This is a genomic window from Neisseria leonii, from assembly GCF_028776105.2.
Taxonomy (GTDB): Bacteria; Pseudomonadota; Gammaproteobacteria; order Burkholderiales; family Neisseriaceae; genus Neisseria; species Neisseria leonii.
The window spans coordinates 972874-990846 of record NZ_CP145606.1 but is presented as its reverse complement, the minus strand read 5'-3'; the positions used below and the strand labels follow the sequence as shown (position 1 = coordinate 990846).

Annotated in this window: 17 protein-coding genes; 9 read left to right on the top strand and 8 right to left on the bottom strand. The window is 53.6% G+C overall.

Annotated elements, in window-relative coordinates:
• Positions 1–67 precede the first annotated feature (67 nt).
• The 7 genes from ORY85_RS04795 (at position 68) to dapE (ending at position 5679) form a co-directional block, all read left to right on the top strand.
• Positions 68–688, top strand: coding sequence for a LysE family translocator (locus ORY85_RS04795; RefSeq protein ID WP_274571097.1), 621 nt, complete (start codon positions 68–70; stop codon positions 686–688).
• A gap of 63 nt (positions 689–751) precedes the next feature.
• A complete protein-coding gene (locus ORY85_RS04790) occupies positions 752–1486 on the top strand; it encodes a pseudouridine synthase (RefSeq protein ID WP_274571098.1) in 735 nt (244 codons plus the stop codon).
• Between the two features lie 25 nt (positions 1487–1511).
• On the top strand, positions 1512–2222 hold the full coding sequence (gene rnc / locus ORY85_RS04785) for a ribonuclease III (protein WP_274571099.1): 711 nt from the start codon (positions 1512–1514) through the stop codon (positions 2220–2222).
• A gap of 285 nt (positions 2223–2507) precedes the next feature.
• Positions 2508–3431: a GTPase Era gene (gene era, locus ORY85_RS04780; protein ID WP_274571100.1), complete on the top strand. Its 924-nt coding sequence runs from the start codon at positions 2508–2510 to the stop codon at positions 3429–3431.
• 59 nt (positions 3432–3490) lie between these two features.
• Entirely contained in the window at positions 3491–4051 is a 561-nt protein-coding gene (locus tag ORY85_RS04775; RefSeq protein WP_274571101.1) for a class I SAM-dependent methyltransferase, read from the top strand.
• A gap of 35 nt (positions 4052–4086) precedes the next feature.
• Entirely contained in the window at positions 4087–4455 is a 369-nt protein-coding gene (locus tag ORY85_RS04770) for a SirB2 family protein (RefSeq protein ID WP_274571102.1), read from the top strand.
• 90 nt (positions 4456–4545) lie between these two features.
• The gene (dapE, locus tag ORY85_RS04765) at positions 4546–5679 is read left to right on the top strand and encodes a succinyl-diaminopimelate desuccinylase (RefSeq protein ID WP_274571103.1); all 1134 of its coding nucleotides are present in this window, start codon (positions 4546–4548) and stop codon (positions 5677–5679) included.
• Between the two features lie 115 nt (positions 5680–5794).
• Here dapE and ORY85_RS04760 read toward each other — a convergent pair whose 3' ends face one another.
• Positions 5795–6421, bottom strand: a complete 627-nt coding sequence (locus tag ORY85_RS04760; RefSeq protein WP_274571104.1) for a tellurite resistance TerB family protein — start codon at positions 6419–6421, stop codon at positions 5795–5797.
• Between the two features lie 242 nt (positions 6422–6663).
• On the opposite strand from ORY85_RS04760, the gene ORY85_RS04755 reads away from it, so the two are divergent.
• On the top strand, positions 6664–7095 hold the full coding sequence (locus tag ORY85_RS04755) for an ester cyclase (protein WP_274571105.1): 432 nt from the start codon (positions 6664–6666) through the stop codon (positions 7093–7095).
• A gap of 29 nt (positions 7096–7124) precedes the next feature.
• Positions 7125–7292 carry a hypothetical protein gene (locus ORY85_RS04750; protein WP_274571106.1) on the top strand — a complete coding sequence of 56 codons (168 nt, stop codon included), beginning with the start codon at positions 7125–7127 and terminating at the stop codon, positions 7290–7292.
• A gap of 205 nt (positions 7293–7497) precedes the next feature.
• On the opposite strand, the gene ORY85_RS04745 is transcribed toward ORY85_RS04750, so the two are convergent.
• The 7 genes from ORY85_RS04745 to ORY85_RS04715 form a co-directional block, all read right to left on the bottom strand.
• Complete coding sequence (locus ORY85_RS04745) at positions 7498–7911, bottom strand: type II toxin-antitoxin system VapC family toxin (RefSeq protein ID WP_274571107.1); 414 nt, start codon at positions 7909–7911, stop codon at positions 7498–7500.
• Complete coding sequence (locus tag ORY85_RS04740; RefSeq protein ID WP_274571108.1) at positions 7911–8153, bottom strand: type II toxin-antitoxin system Phd/YefM family antitoxin; 243 nt, start codon at positions 8151–8153, stop codon at positions 7911–7913. Before ORY85_RS04740 ends, ORY85_RS04745 begins: the two co-directional genes overlap by 1 nt.
• 285 nt (positions 8154–8438) lie before the next feature.
• Positions 8439–8738, bottom strand: coding sequence for a helix-turn-helix domain-containing protein (locus ORY85_RS04735; protein ID WP_274571109.1), 300 nt, complete (start codon positions 8736–8738; stop codon positions 8439–8441).
• Entirely contained in the window at positions 8735–9085 is a 351-nt protein-coding gene (locus ORY85_RS04730) for a type II toxin-antitoxin system RelE/ParE family toxin (protein ID WP_274571110.1), read from the bottom strand. Before ORY85_RS04730 ends, ORY85_RS04735 begins: the two co-directional genes overlap by 4 nt.
• Before the next feature lie 270 nt (positions 9086–9355).
• On the bottom strand, positions 9356–9847 hold the full coding sequence (locus ORY85_RS04725; RefSeq protein WP_274571111.1) for an REP-associated tyrosine transposase: 492 nt from the start codon (positions 9845–9847) through the stop codon (positions 9356–9358).
• Positions 9848–10468: 621 nt separating this feature from the next.
• Positions 10469–16369 (bottom strand): Ig-like domain-containing protein, encoded by a 5901-nt coding sequence (locus ORY85_RS04720; protein ID WP_338578429.1) that lies wholly within the window; start codon positions 16367–16369, stop codon positions 10469–10471.
• A gap of 23 nt (positions 16370–16392) precedes the next feature.
• Complete coding sequence (locus ORY85_RS04715; protein WP_274571113.1) at positions 16393–17295, bottom strand: OmpA family protein; 903 nt, start codon at positions 17293–17295, stop codon at positions 16393–16395.
• Positions 17296–17973 lie beyond the last annotated feature (678 nt).

Below are 17973 nucleotides of genomic sequence, written 5' to 3'. Positions count from 1 at the left end.
CCGGATTGCAGACGGCCTGTATCGGTTACGGCGTATTGCCGCACAGTTCGGTTCAGGAGGGAGTAAAGTGGACGGGGTCGAAAATTATTGGGGTTTTCTTGCGGCGGCTGTGATTTTGAATCTCACGCCCGGTGCCGATACGGTCTATATTCTGATGCGCAGTATTGCACAGGGGCGCAAAGCGGGTGTGTGGTCGGCAGCGGGCATATGTACGGGTATTTTGGTGCATGTACTGCTGGTGTCGTTCGGTCTGGCGCAGGTGGTGGCGCATTCGCCGCTGCTGTTTTCTCTGCTGCAATACGGCGGCGCGCTGTATCTGCTGTATTTGGGCGTGAAAATGTGGCGTACGCCGCCGGCGGAATGGGATGATGCCGCCGATATGCCGGCAGGCCGCCGTCTGTTTGTGCAGGGTCTGCTGACCAATCTGCTCAACCCGAAAATCGTGCTGTTTTTTCTCGCACTGCTGCCTCAGTTTGTTGTACCTTCTGCCGCTGCCTCGGCGGTGCCCTTCCTGGTGCTGGGGCTGACTTTTTTGGCCACCAGTCTGCTGTGGTGCCTGCTTCTCGCGGTGTCCGGCGCACCGGCCGGTCGTCTGCTGCGCCGTTTTCCGTTTTTGGCGCGCTGGATGAACCGCATCAGCGGTATGGTGTTTATCGGTTTGGGCGTGCGTTTGGGATTGGTACGCTGAACAGGGCGGTGCGGTTTGCGGCCGGTGCCGGCCGTCTGAAATGAAAAGTAGGGAAAGACAGTCATGAATCAGGAAGCAGTCCGCCTGTCCAAACGTATGGCCGAATTGGGCTTGTGCAGCCGGCGCGAAGCCGACAGTTATATAGAGCAGGGGTGGGTCAAGGTAAACGGCCGGGTGGCGGTATTGGGGCAGAAAGTGCTGCCGTCCGACCGCATTGATCTGAACAAACAGGCGCACGAATCGCAGGCGCAGCGGGTAACGGTGCTGCTCAACAAGCCGGTGGGCTATGTCAGCGGCCAGCCGGAAAAAGATTATCGCGCCGCATTGGAGTTGATTACACCGCAAAACCGCTGGTCGGGCGACACAAGCCGTGTCGAATACCGCGACAGCCATAAAAAGGGTTTGGCACCGGCCGGACGGCTGGACATCGACTCGGTGGGCCTGCTGGTGCTGACGCAGGACGGACGCATCGCCAAACAGCTTATCGGCGGCGACAGCGGAGCGGAAAAAGAATATCTGGTGCGCGTGCAGGGGCGTTTGTCGGAAGAGGGTTTGAAACTGCTCAACCACGGACTGAGTCTGGACGGCGAAAAACTGCGTCCGGCACAGGTGGAATGGCAGAATGAAGACCAGCTGCGCTTTGTGCTCAAACAGGGCAAAAAACGCCAAATCCGCCGGATGTGCGAACTGGTGGGGCTGAAAGTGGTGGGGCTGAAACGCATCCGCATCGGCCGGGTGAAACTGGGCAGGCTGCCGCCCGGGCAGTGGCGTTATCTGGATAAAAACGAGCGGTTTTAACCGCAGCCGAGAAGTGGAATATTTGATGAATCCGAAACTGAAAACGGCCGCCCTGCAACAGATTCAGCGGGCTTTGGGTCATACTTTCCGTGATGAAGCCTTATTGAAACGTGCGCTGACCCACCGCAGCTATTCTTCGCAGCATAACGAACGGTTTGAATTTGTCGGCGATGCCGTTTTGAATTACACGGTAGCCAGAATGCTGTTCGATGCGTTTCCCGATGTGCCGGAAGGCCAGCTTTCGCGGTTGCGCGCCAATTTGGTCAATCAGGACGTGCTGGCCGAAATCGCGCGCAGTCTGAACGTCGGCAATGCGCTGTATCTGGGCGGCGGCGAGTTGAAAAGCGGCGGTTTCGACCGTCCGTCGATTTTGGCCGACGCATTGGAAGCCCTGTTTGCCGCCGTCAGCTTCGATGCCGGTTTTGCCGCAGCCGAAGCCGTTGTACGCCGCCTGTTCGGGCAGCGTGTGGCACAGGCCGATTTCAAGCATCAGGGCAAAGATGCCAAAACGCTGTTGCAGGAAGCATTGCAGGCCCGCCGTCTGCCGTTGCCGAAATACCGCATCGAGCAGCAGACGGGCGAGGGCAACGAAGCCGAGTTTACTGTTTCCTGCGATTTGGGCGAATTGGGCAAAATCACTTATGCCCGGGCCGGCAGCCGCCGTGCTGCCGAACAGACGGCCGCCAAAGAAGCCTTCGACTGGCTGATTGCCGCCAAGCCGTTAAAAACAAAGTAGGCCGGATTCCCGAATCCGACTTTGTGCGGTGGTATCGGCTGCTGGGGTATCGGATACCGAGTATCCGATCTACCGGGGGAGCTTGAATGTAGGTCGGATTCTCGAATCCGACTTGTGTGGCGGCATTGGTTGGGGTTGTCGGATACAAGTATCCGACCTACTGAGCCGTCTGAATGTGGACGGATATTCCGATACGCCGGATTTCGATTTTGATGTGGTTTGACCGGTTTTCAGACGGCCTGATCTTCCGTTGGGGGCCGTCTGAAAGGGCAGGGAGACAATTTGATGGATACAGAACAATATTTTGCCGCACAGCCTGCGGCCGAGGGTTACCGTTCGGGCTTTGTGGCGATTGTCGGCCGCCCGAATGTGGGCAAGTCGACGCTGATGAACCACCTAATCGGCCAGAAAATCAGTATTACCAGTAAAAAAGCGCAAACCACGCGGCACAAGGTAACCGGTATCTATACCGATGAAACCGCGCAGCTGGTGTTTGTCGATACGCCCGGTTTCCAAACCGACCACCGCAACGCACTGAACGACCGCCTGAATCTGAATGTCACCGAGGCGATGAGCGGCGTGGATTTGGTGGTCTTGGTGGTGGAGGCGATGCGGCTGACCGATGCCGACCGAGTGGTGGTGAAACAGTTGCCCAAGCATACGCCGGTGTTTTTGGTGGTGAACAAAATCGATAAAGAGAAAGCCAAAGACAAATATGCGTTGGCGGCTTTTATCGATGCGGTGCGCGCGGAGTTCGACTTTGTCGGTCACGAAGTGGTCAGTGCCAAACACGGCCTGCGGATTGCGAATCTGGCGGCCGCACTCAAACCGCTGCTGCCCGAGGGCATCGCGCTGTATCCCGAGGATATGGTTACCGACAAATCCAGCCGTTTTCTGGCGATGGAGATTGTGCGCGAAAAGCTGTTCCGCTATTTGGGCGAAGAGCTGCCGTATGCCATGAATGTGGAAGTCGAACAGTTTAAAGAAGACGGCGGCATGTACCACATCTATATCGCCGTGCTGGTGGACAAGGAAAACCAGAAGCCGATTGTCATCGGCAAAGGCGGCGAAAAGCTGAAGAAAATTTCCACCGAAGCGCGGCTGGATATGGAGAAACTGTTCGGCTGCAAAGTGTTTTTGAAAGTGTGGGTGAAGGTGAAATCGGGCTGGGCCGACGATATCCGCTTTTTGAACGAATTGGGGCTGTAAGCGGCCGTATGCCGTTTTCAGACGGCCTTTTTAAGCCATATCAAATCTTTTTTACGCATATGCTTTTACCGTCAGCCCTGCATTTTGCCCATAACCTAATCCGTGAGCAGGTACGCGCGGGCGACTGCGTTTTGGACGGTACGGTGGGTAACGGCCACGATACCTGCCTGCTGGCCGAATTGGTCGGCCCAAGCGGGCAGGTATGGGCGTTTGACATACAGACGCAGGCTCTGGAAGCGACGGCGGCGCGTTTGGCCGAACGCGGTTTGGCCGCGCGGGTGTCGCTGATACACGACGGCCATCAGAATCTCGCCGCATGGGTGGCTCAGCCGCTGCGTTTGGCCGTTTTCAATTTCGGCTACCTGCCCGGCGGCGACAAAAGCATCACCACAACAGGCGAAACCAGCGTGGCTGCCTTGTCGGCCGCTGCGGACAGGCTGGATGCGGGCGGCCTTTTGCTGGCCGTGGTGTACAGCGGGCATGAGGCGGGGCGGGCGGAAGCCGCTGTGATTGAACAGTGGGCGCAAAATCTGCCGCAAAGCGTGTTTCAGGTTCTGCGCTATCAGTTTGCCAACCAGCGCAATCATCCGCCGTATCTGCTGGCCGTAGCCAAACGTTGAGCGGAATACGGCGGAAACAGAAAAGGAAACCAACCATGTATTTGACGGTCAAACACAGCCATATGTTCTTTGTCGCGGTAACCGCCGTGCTGTTCAACCTGCGTTTCTGGCTGCGGGCGGCCAAACCCGCAAAACCGCTGCCGGGGCTGCTGAACGTGCTGCCGCACCTGAACGACACGCTGCTGCTGTTTACCGGCCTGTGGCTGATGTCGCTGGCACATTGGACACCGTTCGGTAATGCCCACTGGCTGGGCGTGAAACTGCTGCTGGTGCTGGCCTATATTTTCAGCGGCCTGAAAGCCTTGAAAGCCGCACCGCGCAGCCGCCGCGCCGGACTGTTTTACGCCGCCGCCATGCTGTGTCTGGTTGCGGTTTACCATCTGGCGCGCTTCAAGCCGTTTTAAGGCCGTCTGAAACCGCTGCAAACGGTTTTACCGTCGGCCGGAAAACAGCGGAAACCGTTTTCAGACGGCCTTTTGTGTGGAGAAACATTGATGAGTGATACGCTGGCCTTGACCAAACAACTGATTGCCCAAGCCTCGGTTACGCCCGACGACAAAAACTGCCAAACGATTTTGGCCGAACGGCTACACGCGGCCGGTTTTACCGTCGAGGAAATGCCGTTCGGCGAGACGAAAAACTTCTGGGCGCGGCGCGGCAGCGGCGCACCGCTGGTGTGTTTTGCCGGACACACCGATGTCGTTCCCAGCGGCCCCGAAGAAAAATGGACTTCGCCGCCGTTTGTGCCCACCGAGCGCGACGGGAAATTATACGGACGCGGTGCGGCCGATATGAAAACAAGTATCGCCGCATTCGTGACCGCAGCCGAACGCCTGACTGCCCGTATGCCCGACCATCAGGGCAGCATCGCGCTCTTGATTACATCGGACGAAGAGGGCGATGCGCATGACGGTACCACCAAAGTGGTCGATGTCTTGAAAGCGCGCGGCGAAACCATCGATTACTGCGTGGTCGGCGAGCCGACGGCGGTCGACCGTTTGGGTGATACGATTAAAAACGGCCGCCGCGGCTCGCTCTCGGGCAGGCTGACGGTCAAGGGCAAACAGGGGCATATCGCCTATCCGCATCTGGCCGTGAATCCCGTCCACATTTTCGCGCCCGCGCTGGCCGAGCTGTGTGCCGAAACCTGGGATAGCGGCAACGGCTATTTTCCGCCCACCGGTTTCCAGATTTCCAATATCCGTGCGGGAACGGGTGCGACGAACGTGATTCCCGGCACGCTGGACGTTTGGTTCAATTTCCGTTTTTCCACCGAGTCCACCGACAGCGGGCTGAAACAGCGGGTGCACGATATTTTGGACAAACACGGCCTCTGTTACGATTTGGTCTGGTCGCTTTCCGGCCGGCCGTTTCTGACCGAGGCCGGACGGCTGACCGATGTGGCGCGTCAGGCAGTTGCCGAAGTGTGCGGTGTGCAGGCCGAACTCTCTACCAGCGGCGGCACGTCCGACGGCCGCTTTATCAAAGCTGTGGCGCGCGAACTGATCGAGCTGGGGCCGGTGAATGCGTCGATTCACCAGATTGACGAGCATATCGAATTGGCCGCGATAGACGAATTGTCTGCGGTGTATGAGCGTATGCTGGAAAAACTTTTGGCTGTGGATTGAGCATTTCCGGCTGCACGGCGGCATACGGGAGATATACTGAGGCCGTCTGAAAAACCGTTTCGTGTTTTTCAGACGGCCTGTCCGTTTTTTTGGGGAAAGCGGATAAGCGGCAGGCTTAAAAACCGGCCTGTTTTTCCAGCGCATCAACCAATTGGTCGTCCAGATTCAATGCCTGCGACAGTTGCGACAGGAACACGATTTCTTTGCGCGATAATTCGTCGCAGACCATACGCGCGGCCAGATAGGCTTCGGCCGCCAAGGCAGGGCGGCCGCCGACGGCTGCGGCGACCTCCGCTGCGGAAGCCGGACGGTTGAACTCTTGTGCCAGCCATTGCTGTTCCTGCGGATACTGCACGGCTTCCTGCTCGATCATCGCACGCTCCTGTGCATCGATCAGGCCGTCTGAAGCGGCAGCGGCAATCATGGTTTTCAGAATCACACGGCTGTGTGCTTCGCCGTCGGCCTGATTGTGGGCAAACTGGTCGGCTGCGGGTGCGGCGGCCTGCGGACGGCTGTTTTGCTGCCAACTCTGATAGGCCTGATAGGCCAGCATACCCAGAGCCGCCACCGATCCCGCCTTGGCCAGCGATTTGGTGCTTTTCTTTTTCATCAGCATCGACAGAATGCCGGCTGTCAGCATACCGCCGCCCAGACCGTTTAACGGCGACGGGCTGCGGCCGCCGACCGGTGTGTTGTTCTGTACGCTGTTGAGGACTTGGTTGAGAATGCTTTGGAGGTTCATGAGTGTGCCTTGCTCGGTTAGTGGAAAACCGCATCATGACGGCCGTACCGCAGAAAATAAAGGGGCAGTCGGGTAAATTCCGGTTAGCGGGGGCTGGCGGTCGGTGGGGAAAAACAGCCCGGAGGCGGCATAGCTGCCCGCAGGCCGGCGGCATGGCCGGAAATTACATGCGACTACAAAAAAATCCGTTCTTGGCGTATGATGCATTTCACTGTTTGCGGGCAAGTAAAAGGACAAGAGCCATGAGCCAAATCGGAAATCAGGCGTTTATGCAGCGTTTTGTGATGTTTTTGAATACGGCTTCCCTGCCGTTGGCCGAAGAATTGATTGCGCCTGAAGCGGTGTTCAGGGCGCCGGTCAGCGGACACGAATATACCGGCCCCGAGGGTTATGTGGCGATTCTCCAACGGCTGCGCAGCGGATTTCCCGATGCGGTTTGGCATTTGGAGGAAGTGGTGGGCGAGGGCAATGTGCTGGTGGCACGTTTTTCGGTGGTGGGGACGCATCAGGGCGAATTTGAAGGTTATGCGCCCAGCCATCGGGCGGTAAAAGTTTCGGCTATGAATCTCTACCGTTTGAAAAACGGCAGGATTGTGCGCGAGTTTGCCCAGTTCGACCATTTGTCGCTGCTGTGGCAGATCGGTGTTTATCCGCCGCCATCACAGGCCGTCTGAAACCGCCACCGTCATACGGGGGCTTTTTTATGCCCAGAGCAGACGGCCAGGCCGTCCTGACAGCTGTCGATGCTGATAGCGCACGTGCCCAAATCCATACCGGCAAGTTCCAATGCAATCCCCTCCAACGTGTCGATAAAGCCTCAACCTGTGTGGAGTGCAGACTTGGCCACAGTTTGACCGATGAGCTGATTTGAAATTGTGCGATACGCCCATTTTGGCGGCAAGTGCCTGTTGCGACAGCTCGGCATTTTGCCGTAGCTGTGCCAGTTCATACGCCTGTTTGAGCTTTTGGGCTTTGGCGTGGATACGCTCCTGCTGGTCGGCTGGTAGACGGGCGATGTAGTTGTTAAGAGCGGGCGGATTGTTTGGGGAGCACAGTCGATTGGGTCTATCTCTTATTCAAACAAAAGGATTGATCAGCGTCAAACCGTCAATATCGGTAAAATCCTTGGTGTTGCGTGTTGTCAGGCACATACCGTATGTCAAAGCAATGGCGGCGATTTGGGCATCGGCGGTATGAATGGGTTTGCCCACGGCAAAACGACGGCAGCAGATTTCGGCATAGGCAGTGGTACAAGCCGTATCAAAACCGATAATCCGACCGATGAAATCCTGTTCAAACATTTCCTGCAAGGCGGCAAGATAGGCGGTTTTGCGTTTGCTCTCCGCCATGCGGTATACCCCAAACAGTAGCTCGGCTTGGGTTATGCTGCTGATGTACAGCGGATGATGGCTGTCCAGCCACGCCAAAACGCCAGCATTCGGCACAGGACGCATCAGCTCGGAAATCACATTGGTATCAATTAGATACATTAATAACCTCTGGGCAGATCCGCCCGATCGGGCAGTAAAAAGCCGTCATCGGCAATCTCTTGAAAACGCTGACGGATACGGCTGCCCAGCCGGACTCTGCCGGTCAGGGTTTCATATTCGGCAACCGACAGCAGATAAGCAGCAGGCTTGTTGTGGTTGAGTACTGTTACTGCCTCATTTTGTGCCTCAAAAATCGCTGCCGATGGATTTTTCTTCAATTCGGAAATGCTGATGCTTGGCATAAATACTCCTTTTAAGACCTTTTTTATGGTCTTAATTATAGCAAAACAGCAACAGAAAAGAAATTGGTGTTGCCGTCTGAAAAAGGGCTTTGGAGATTGGAGAATGCGGTTTTGATGTGCCGCTTGTTGCGGGTAATTTTAAGGGTGTTGGCAATGTAGGTCGGATTTTTAAATCCGACATTTACACGGTTTGGGCAATGTTTTTTTATCCAACATTCACCACGGTTTGGCATCAATGCAAAAAAACACCGCCAAAATCAGGCGGTGTTTATTGGCAAGCCCAACTTACACAATCGCAATCACTTTGCCGTCTGCCATTGTGGCGGTGATGGCGAGTTTGCCGCCCAAGGCTGCGACATATTTTTGCAGGGTGGATAGCTGCACATCGCCGCCGTTTTCAATTTTGCTGATATTGGCTTGCGATACGCCCATTTTGGCGGCAAGTGCCTGTTGCGACAGCTCGGCATTTTGCCGCAGCTGTGCCAGTTCGTATGCCTGTTTGAGCTTTTGGGCTTTGGCGTGGATACGCTCCTGCTGGTCGGCTGGCAGGCGGGCGATGTAGTCATCGTGGCTGATAAATTTCATTGCGGTTGCTCCAACTGGGTAAGATAGTATTGATAGATGCTTTCGGCAAGCGGAATCATTTTTTGATAAAAGCGTTTATCGCCTGTTTTGTCGCCACCGCACAGGACAATCGCCTGCCGCAGTGGGTCGAAGATAAAAAATGCCCGCAAAGGTCTGCCATCGTGCTGTATGCGTAATTCTTTAAGGTTATTAAATTTACTGCCTTTGATGGTATCGGCGTAGGGGCGTGCCAAGTTGTAGCCGTATGTTTTGAGCAATTCTATCATCGCCTCAACATCTTCCAATGCTTCATCATCAAGTGTTGATAGCCAATCGGCAAATTGTGGGGCATAAATAACCGTAAACATTGTTCCGCCTGCGATTTCTTTTTTGGGGTAATTATAACCAATAAGTTATAAAAAGCCAAGTAGAATATCGGTAATGTTGGTCGGGTTTTTCAATCCAACAATATCCGTGGGGAAAATGTCGGATACAAGTATCCGACCTACGGTGATTTGTAGGTCGGATTTTTAAATCCGACATTTTTTTTCGATATTTGCACGATTTGGGCGGTGTTTTAATCCGACATTTTTTTATCAACATTTGCACGGCGTGTAACATCATCTCCCATCGGCAATTTATTCGCCAAATTCCCAATCCATCTGTGTGCCGCCGCCCCAATCGTGCGGATAAATCCCTTGTTTGACATAACGATGAAAGGTGGAAAATTGCCAATCGGCAACGGTTTGGGCGTAACCGTGTTTGACGGGGTTGAAATGCAGGTAATCAAAATGGTGTTCAAAGTCTTTTTCATCACGGATCAGATGTTCCCAAAAGCGGTTTTGCCACAGTTTGACCGATGAGCCGAGTTGAAATTGGGTGCGGCGTTTGATTTGCCGCCAGCGTTCGGAGAAATTGCCGTCGCCGTCAGGCAGCCGCCAAATGATGTGCATATGGTCGGGCAGGAGTACCCACGCCACATTTTCAAAGGGGTATTGTTCACGGACAGTCATCACAGCCTGTCGCAGAGCGGTGCGGACGGTGTCGGTGGTTAAAATCGGTTGGCGTTTGTGCGTTACCACGGTAAAAAAGTAAGTGCCGCCTTGGTGGTAGAGCCGTCGGTAGTGCATTGAAGTCTCCTTTGTTTTGAATGGTTGTCGGTCGGTTGGATTTTTAAATCCGACATTTTTTTATCCGACATAATAATGCCGATGATAAATATGCAATGTCGGATACAAGTATCCGACCTACGGTTTTTTTATGTATATATCATAATGAATTTGCACGGTGATTTGTAGGTCGGATTTTTAAATCCGACATTTTTATCAACGGTTTGCCATTTTTTATGTTGGATGTGAATTTGCATAATGTCGGATACAAGTATCCGACCTACGGTTTGATAAATTCGCACGATAGGTAGGTCGGATTTTTAAATCCGACATTGCCGTGCGGGAAAATGTGGGATACGGCGTGAATGTCGGATACAAGACATAATCAAAAACCGATGGCAGGCAAATGGAAATGTCGGATACAGCGTAAATGTCGGATACAAGTATCCGACCTACAAAAAAACACCCCCGAACTTCGGGGGTGTTTGGTTTATGGTGTTCCGTTAATGTCGGATACGGATATCCGAGTTGCGGTAGGTCGGGTTTTTCAATCCGACACCGAGGTTATCGGATACCGCATCCAGTCGGATACCGCAACCAGTCGGATACCGCATCCAGTCGGATACAAGTATCCGACCTACATTAAACGACTTGTACGCCTTGTTGGATGTATACCCACTCGGTTGAGCTGGATACGGTGTAGGCGTCGTAGGTGATGCCGTCCACGGTTTTTTGGGCTGCGTCCATCTTCGTCCACACCACATTGTTGCCGTTTAAGCGGTCGTTCAGGTTGGCATCGCCGTTGTTACCACCCAAGTTCACCACATCTTCGTTGCCACCTTTGATGTACAGCTCGGTAACATTGTCGTTGGCGAGAATGTCTTCGATGCGTACATTCAGGGTCTGCTTGGTGGCGGTGGCTTTCATATCAATTACTTCAAAGTTCTTGATAAGTGCCATTGTGTAGGTTTCGTCGCCACCGGTGAGGGTGATGGTGTCGTTGCCTGCACCGCCGTCGAAGCGGAGTTCGTTGGCGTTTGGTGAGTTGGTGATGGTGGCAACACTTAATGTGTCGTCGCCGTCGCCCAGGTCTACCAAGCCACGCACTGAGCCGCCGGTGAGGGTTACGCTGTCGTTACCTGCACCCATCATCAATTGGGTGTCGGCGGTGTCGCTGGTGAGTTTGTGGGTTGCACCCATACCCGTTAACACAGCAACATCGTCGCCTGAGCCCATAATGACTTTACCGCCGACCAAGCTGCCGCCGACTTGAAGGAAGTTGTCGCCGTCGCCCATATTAACCGTGAAGTCGCGGTCGTCGATGTGTCCGCCGGTGATCAGCTGGTCGTTGCCGTTGCCGAAGTCGAGAGTACCGTTACCCACGATATAGCCGCCGACATTGACAACATTGTCGCCGTGGCCGAAGTTGGCGGTTTTCGGACCGTCCCAGTTAGTGCCGACCAGCATTGTGTCGTTGCCGTTGCCTGCGGTGATGATGGTGTTCATTGTCGCACCGATGTACTCTTTGAAGACCATAACATTGTTGCCTTCACCCATATTCAGGCGGAGTTTCGGATTTGCCATTGAGCCTAATACGGCGTGGTTGACTTGGAATTTGTCGTTACCTTCGCCCATATTGATTTCGGCATCTCTTTCAAAGCCTTGGTATGCACCACGGACTAGGATAAAGTCGTCGCCTGCACCGGTGTTGATGTTGTTGACGCGTGGGTTTGCCACACCGCCTTCATCAGCCAATGAGCCGTTTAGGAAGCCCATATTGCCGAACTGATCCAAGCCGATAATCAAGGCATCGTTGCCGTCTGTGGTTACTACGCCGTTTGGCGAGCCTGCCACGCCTTGACGACCTGCAATGCGGTTTGCATCGTCATAGCCACCGTTGTTGATTAGGTTGCTCTGCGTGGTATCCGGACCTAATTGGTCGTTGTACTCGCTGAACAGGTTGCGGATAAAGTTGGTTTTTTGGGTCAGGATATTACCCGCCGCATCCACGGTGATGATTTGCAGGCCTTTGGCATCTTTGTAGTTGAAGCCTTGCAGGTTTGCCGTGTAGACACCGTTGGTTTCGGTGAACTGGACATACTGCTGGCTGCCGCCTGATTCCCACATACCGTAGATGGTCGCACCTTTTTCCGAGTTGCCGCGGGCGGTCAGCTCGATTTCGGCATTGCCGTTGGCGAAGTTGGCTTTGGTAACTTCCATTGCTTCCACTTCGGTATCCAGGCGGAAGTCGTAGGTTTTTGGTGTGCCTGCCACGCCGTTGGTTTTCAGCACGACTTCATATTGATAATCCGTGCCGTAGGTTTTGGTCAGGTCATCACGCATTGAGTATTGCCCCGGGGTGTTGGCGACAGCGCTCAATTTGCTGCTGACATCTTCCGGGTTGGTACGCTGACCGTTCACCATTGTGTAGCGGGTAACCACCAACTCTTGACCTGCTGCCAACGGTTTGTCCAAGTTCACAATCAAGGTGATGTTCGGATCGTTGGTCAAGCCTGTGTCGCGGCTTAATGCCGTATCGCCGCTGGCGTTGGCAATCTCACCGATATATTTGTTGGTATTGCCGCCTTCATAGTAGGCATAGGCTTCGGTTCTGCCGTTGATTGGGAAGCGGTTCGGGTCGTTTTCATCGGTTAAGTTGTCGGTCAAGCCCAAGGTGAAGCTGGTTGCCGGATCTGCAGGGGCGGTTGAGGTGTCGTTGATGGTAAACTCATTGCCTTCTACCACTGTGCCGTCTGGGTTGCCAACAGCTACTTTACCGGTTTCGTTGCCTTCGGTTTCGTTGTCCTCGGTTACAGGGACGCTGACGGTGAAGCTGGCAACGCCTTTGGCAACATTGACTGTGCCATCTGCATTTTTGGTGATGCCGTTTGGTACTTCGTTGCCGTCTTTGTCGTAAGCGGTGTAAGTAACATTGTCGGTGTCAAAGTCATCACCGTCCACTTGTGAAGCGGCTGTGATGCCGACTGCCAAGTTGTCCACACCGTTGTTGTTGGTGAGCTTGATGGTCGTTACCAAGTTCTCGCCTTCGTTTTTCGGGGTGGTGGTTACGATGTTGTCGTTGTTGCCGTCGTTGTCTTTGTCTTCAAAGATGACTTTGGCATCTTTGCTGTCTTCGCCTGCGGTGCCTGTTTTAGGGTCAGAGTCGGTTTTGCCGTCTTCTTTACCTTTGGCAGAAACATCAGAGTTATCTTTGATGCTATCTTGTGGGATGGTTACTTTACCAGTGGTTGGATCAACCGTTGCACCAGTATTGTTTGGATCAGTAACTGTCCATTCACCATTGCTACCTTTGGTTACTGTAACTGTCTTCGGCTGCTCGTCTTCACCAGTGAAAGTGATTTCCACGGTGTCGTTGCCGTTGCCTGGAGTCACGGTTACAGAGCCTGTATTTGGCACAGGGTCAACCGTTGGCTGTTCGGCTTTCGGCTGCGGTTGGGCTGGGGTGGTTGAAGTATCATTGATAGTAAACTCATTGCCTTCTGCCACTGTGCCGTCTGGGTTGCCAACAGCTACTTTACCGGTTTCGTTGCCTTCGGTTTCGTTGTCCTCGGTTACAGGGACGCTGACGGTGAAGCTGGCAACGCCTTTGGCAACATTGACTGTGCCATCTGCATTTTTGGTGATGCCGTTTGGTACTTCGTTGCCGTCTTTGTCGTAAGCGGTGTAAGTAACATTGTCGGTGTCAAAGTCATCACCGTCCACTTGTGAAGCGGCTGTGATGCCGACTGCCAAGTTGTCCACACCGTTGTTGTTGGTGAGCTTGATGGTCGTTACCAAGTTCTCGCCTTCGTTTTTCGGGGTGGTGGTTACGATGTTGTCGTTTTGACCGTCGTTGTCTTTGTCTTCAAAGATGACTTTGGCATCTTTGCTGTCTTCGCCTGCTGTGCCTGTTTTAGGGTCAGAATCGGTTTTGCCGTCTTCTTTACCTTTGGCAGAAACATCAGAGTTGTCTTTGATGCTATCTTGTGGGATGGTTACTTTACCAGTGGTTGGATCAACCGTTGCACCGGTATTGTTTGGATCAGTAACTGTCCATTCACCATTGCTGCCTTTGGTTACTGTAACTGTCTTCGGCTGCTCATCTTCACCAGTGAAAGTGATTTCCACGGTGTCGTTGCCGTTGCCTGGAGTAACGGTTACAGAGCCTGTATTTGGCACAGGGTCAACCGTTGGCTGTTCGGCTTTCGGTTGCGGTTGGGCTGGGGTGGTTGAAGTGTCATTGATAGTAAACTCATTGCCTTCTGCCACTGTGCCGTCTGGGTTGCCAACAGCTACTTTACCAGTCTCGTTGCCTTCGGTTTCGTTGTCCTCGGTTACAGGGACGCTGACGGTGAAGCTGGCAACGCCTTTGGCAACATTGACTGTGCCATCTGCATTTTTGGTGATGCCGTTTGGTACTTCGTTGCCGTCTTTGTCGTAAGCGGTGTAGGTAACATTATCGGTGTCAAAGTCATCGCCGTCCACTTGTGAAGCGGCTGTGATGCCGACTGCCAAGTTGTCCACACCGTTGTCGTTGGTGAGCTTGATGGTCGTTACCAAGTTCTCGCCTTCGTTTTTCGGGGTGGTGGTTACGATGTTGTCGTTTTGACCGTCGTTGTCTTTGTCTTCAAAGATGACTTTGGCATCTTTGCTGTCTTCGCCTGCTGTGCCTGTTTTAGGGTCAGAATCGGTTTTGCCGTCTTCTTTACCTTTGGCTGTTACATCAGAGCCGTCTTTAACTGCATCTTGCGGAATGGTTACCACGCCGGTAGTCGGGTCAATCCAAGGTTTGTTCGGATTGTTCGGATCTGCTTGTGTCGGCAGGTCGTTACCGTCTTGGTCGGTAGCCGTCCATTGACCGTTATCACCTTTTTTGGTGGTGATGGTGTTGTCGCTATCGTCTTCGCCGGTGTAGCTGATGGTACCGCCGTTATTGCCGTTGCCCGGGGTTACCGTTACCGAACCGTCGTTATCAGACGGCGTAACAGAAGGCTGTTCGGCTTTCGGCTGCGGTTGGGCTGGGGTGGTTGAGCTGTCTGTGATGGTAAATTCATTACCTTCCACGACAGAGCCGTCGCCCGGGTTGCCTACTGCCACTTTACCGGTTTCATTGCCTTCGGTGGTTTGGTCGGCTTTCACCGGAACAATCACATCAAACTCAGTTACGCCGGCAGGCACATTGACCGTACCGTCGCCATTTGAGGTTACGCCGTTGGTGAAGGTTACGCCGGTCAAATCAAAATCATCACCGTCTACCTGACCGTTGATGCCGATAACCAAGTTGTCCACACCGTTGTTGTTGTCCAGCTTGATGGTGGTTTTTAAGGTTTCGCCTTCGCTTTTCGGGGTTTCGGTTACGATGTTGTCGTTGTTGCCGTCACCGTCTTTGTCTTCAAAAACGACTTTGGCATTTTTCGGGTCGTTTTTAGCGGTGTCTTGGTCTTTCGCCTCATTACCTGCTTTATCAGTCGCGGTGGCAGTAACATCACTGCCGTCTTTCACTGCTTCTGGTGGCAGGGTGATTTTGCCGGTGTTCGGGTCAATCCAAGGTTTGCTTGGGTTGTTGGCATCCGGTGCGGTTGGGATTGGGTTGCCGTCTTTGTCGGTTGCCGTCCAAGTGTTGTCATCACCTTTTTTGGCGGTGATGGTTTGGTTGTTGCCGTCTTCGTCAGTGTAATCCACTTTGTTGGTTACATTGTCATCGCCTGGCGTCACGGTTACAGAGCCGTCATCGTTGGCAACCACATCAGGGGTGTCAGCAGTGGTGTCCGGCTGAGCAGGTACGGTACCTTCGGTCGGGTCAGAGGCATCTTTGCCCGGGGCTTTGGCCACGACGGTCACTTTATCGCCGTCTTTCAGCGGATTCGGAGTATCTACGGTGTAGTTGCCGTTTTTGTCCGCTTTGGTGGTAACGGTTGAGCCGTCCGGTAATTTGACGGTTACATCCGCATCCGGCTCGGTTTTGCCGCTGATGGTGGTTTTGTCCGGTGTGCCGTCGCCGTCGGTATCGGTGTTGGTTACCGTTACAGTCGGAGCGGCGGTTTTCGGGGCGGCTTTATCGCCGCTGCCGCCTGAAATGGCGGCAATGGCACCGGCGATGGGCAGCAGGGCCAGCAGCCACAACGGATTAAACACCCACAGGGGAGAGGTTACCGGATTGCCGCCCAAAGCCTGACCGGCGGCGACATGGTCGGCCAACATGCTGACCGCATCGGCAGTTTGACCGCTTTCGGGGACATAGGGATAGAAATTGCCGTTTTCATGCCGGCCGATCAGCAGATTGGTATTATCCTGATCGTAATAACCCTCGATAATCAGATCCGGCTGGGCAATATCGCTGCCTTCGAAAGCGATATGCAGATCATTGCCGGAACGCTGGGTCATAATGTTTTCCGGGCCGAAGCCGGTGGCTTCGTCGGTCAGCTCGTAATTGACATTGGGCTGGGCTTTGACACGTACGGCCTGATTGCCGGCAGTATTGAACTGCAGGGTGTCCAAAGTTTCCTTGGCGCTGTTTACTTTCAAAGTAATGTTTTTAGACATTCAATCATACTCCGTTCAAAAAATTACTGTTGCGCGTGCAGCTTGACTTCGACACGGCGGTTGGGTTGGTTGCAGGCATTGACGGCCTCGCGGTTGCCTTTATGGCGCAGGGCGCAATCGGCGACAACGGGCTGGGTTTCACCCACACCGCGGGCATGGATGAGAGAGGCGGGTGCACCGGCCTGTACCAGCAGATTGCCGACGGTTTGCGCACGTGCGGCGGAGAGGCGCTGGTTATATGCGGCATCGCCCTGCGGGTCGGTATGGCCGACGACTTCGATGGCACGGATGGTTACGGGATACTCGCGGATATCGCGTGCGATGGCGGCGATTTCCTCACGGCCGTCGGGGAGGATATTGGCGGGAGCGGACTGGTCGAACTGGAACAGTGCGGAGGCATCGAGGGTGTAGGTACGGGGCTGTCTGCGGTCTACACAGGTTGAGGCCTTATCGACACGTTGGAGGGTATTGCTTTGGAACTTGGCGGTATCGATTTGGGCGCGTGCGGTATCGGCATCGACGGCTGTCAGGACGGCTTGGCCGTCTGCGCCGACGCTGACGCGGAAGTAGGAAGCCTGACCGGCGGCAGGATTAAAGAAGCTGCCTTGACCGGCTTTGCGCAGGTACTGGTTGTCGGTACCGGTTACGAAAGCGCCGATACGCTGCGGCAGGGCGCAGGTGGTGATTTGGGAGAAACCGTTTTGCTGCAGTGAAGTCATGTATTCGCCGTTGATGATGATATTGACGGCGGTTTTGTCGCTGCCTGTGTTATCACGGTAGAACACCAGTGCGGCATCGTTTTCCGCTACTTGGGAAACGACGGGTCGGGTGGTGAAGTTCTGCCATTGTTCTTTGGCGCCTGTTGCGCAGCCGGCCAAAGCAACGGACAGAATACCTGCGCTCAAAATTTTCAGCTGAGTATTCATATTGACACTTTCTTATTGAGTTAATACAGAGCAGGGAAGCATGCTTCTTACTCTCCTTGGTTTCGCACAAAAAACGCCATCGGAATGATGGAATCGTACTTATGCAGCGCGATTATAGCGATAAAGTTGAGTTATCTTTCTCGGATTAACAATTATTGATAAAAAGTTGGACTGTGTTACCCCCCCCCCCTATATAACTATAAGTATATGTTTTTTAATATTTTTATAAATATTGATGTTGTTGCGGTTTAGAGACATAGTATTTCGGCAAAAAAATTTAGAGTTTTTACTTAAATTTTACGAAATATTTTTTGGATTATTTATTATGATTTTTTTTAGTTAAATTACATGATTATTGAAAGGAAATAACGCGGCGGGTTGGACGGGCGGAACCGTGTTATGCGGATCGGAAGCGGGTATTTTGACCTGAACGGCGGAGCGGGCGGCGTAGGTCGGATACAAGTATCCGACCTACGTTTTTTTTGGGGGTGTTCTTAGTTGTGCAATCTGCTCTGCCGGTTTGGTTGTGCGGAAATCCGCTTTTCCTGTTTGGGCTTCACAGAAACGTATTTCGTTTGTTTTAGCTTCGCAGAAGCGGCGCACCGCGCGGTTTTCAGACGGCATCGGGGCGGTTCGAGGCGGGTGTGCCAACGGTAGGCCGGATACTTGTATCCGACT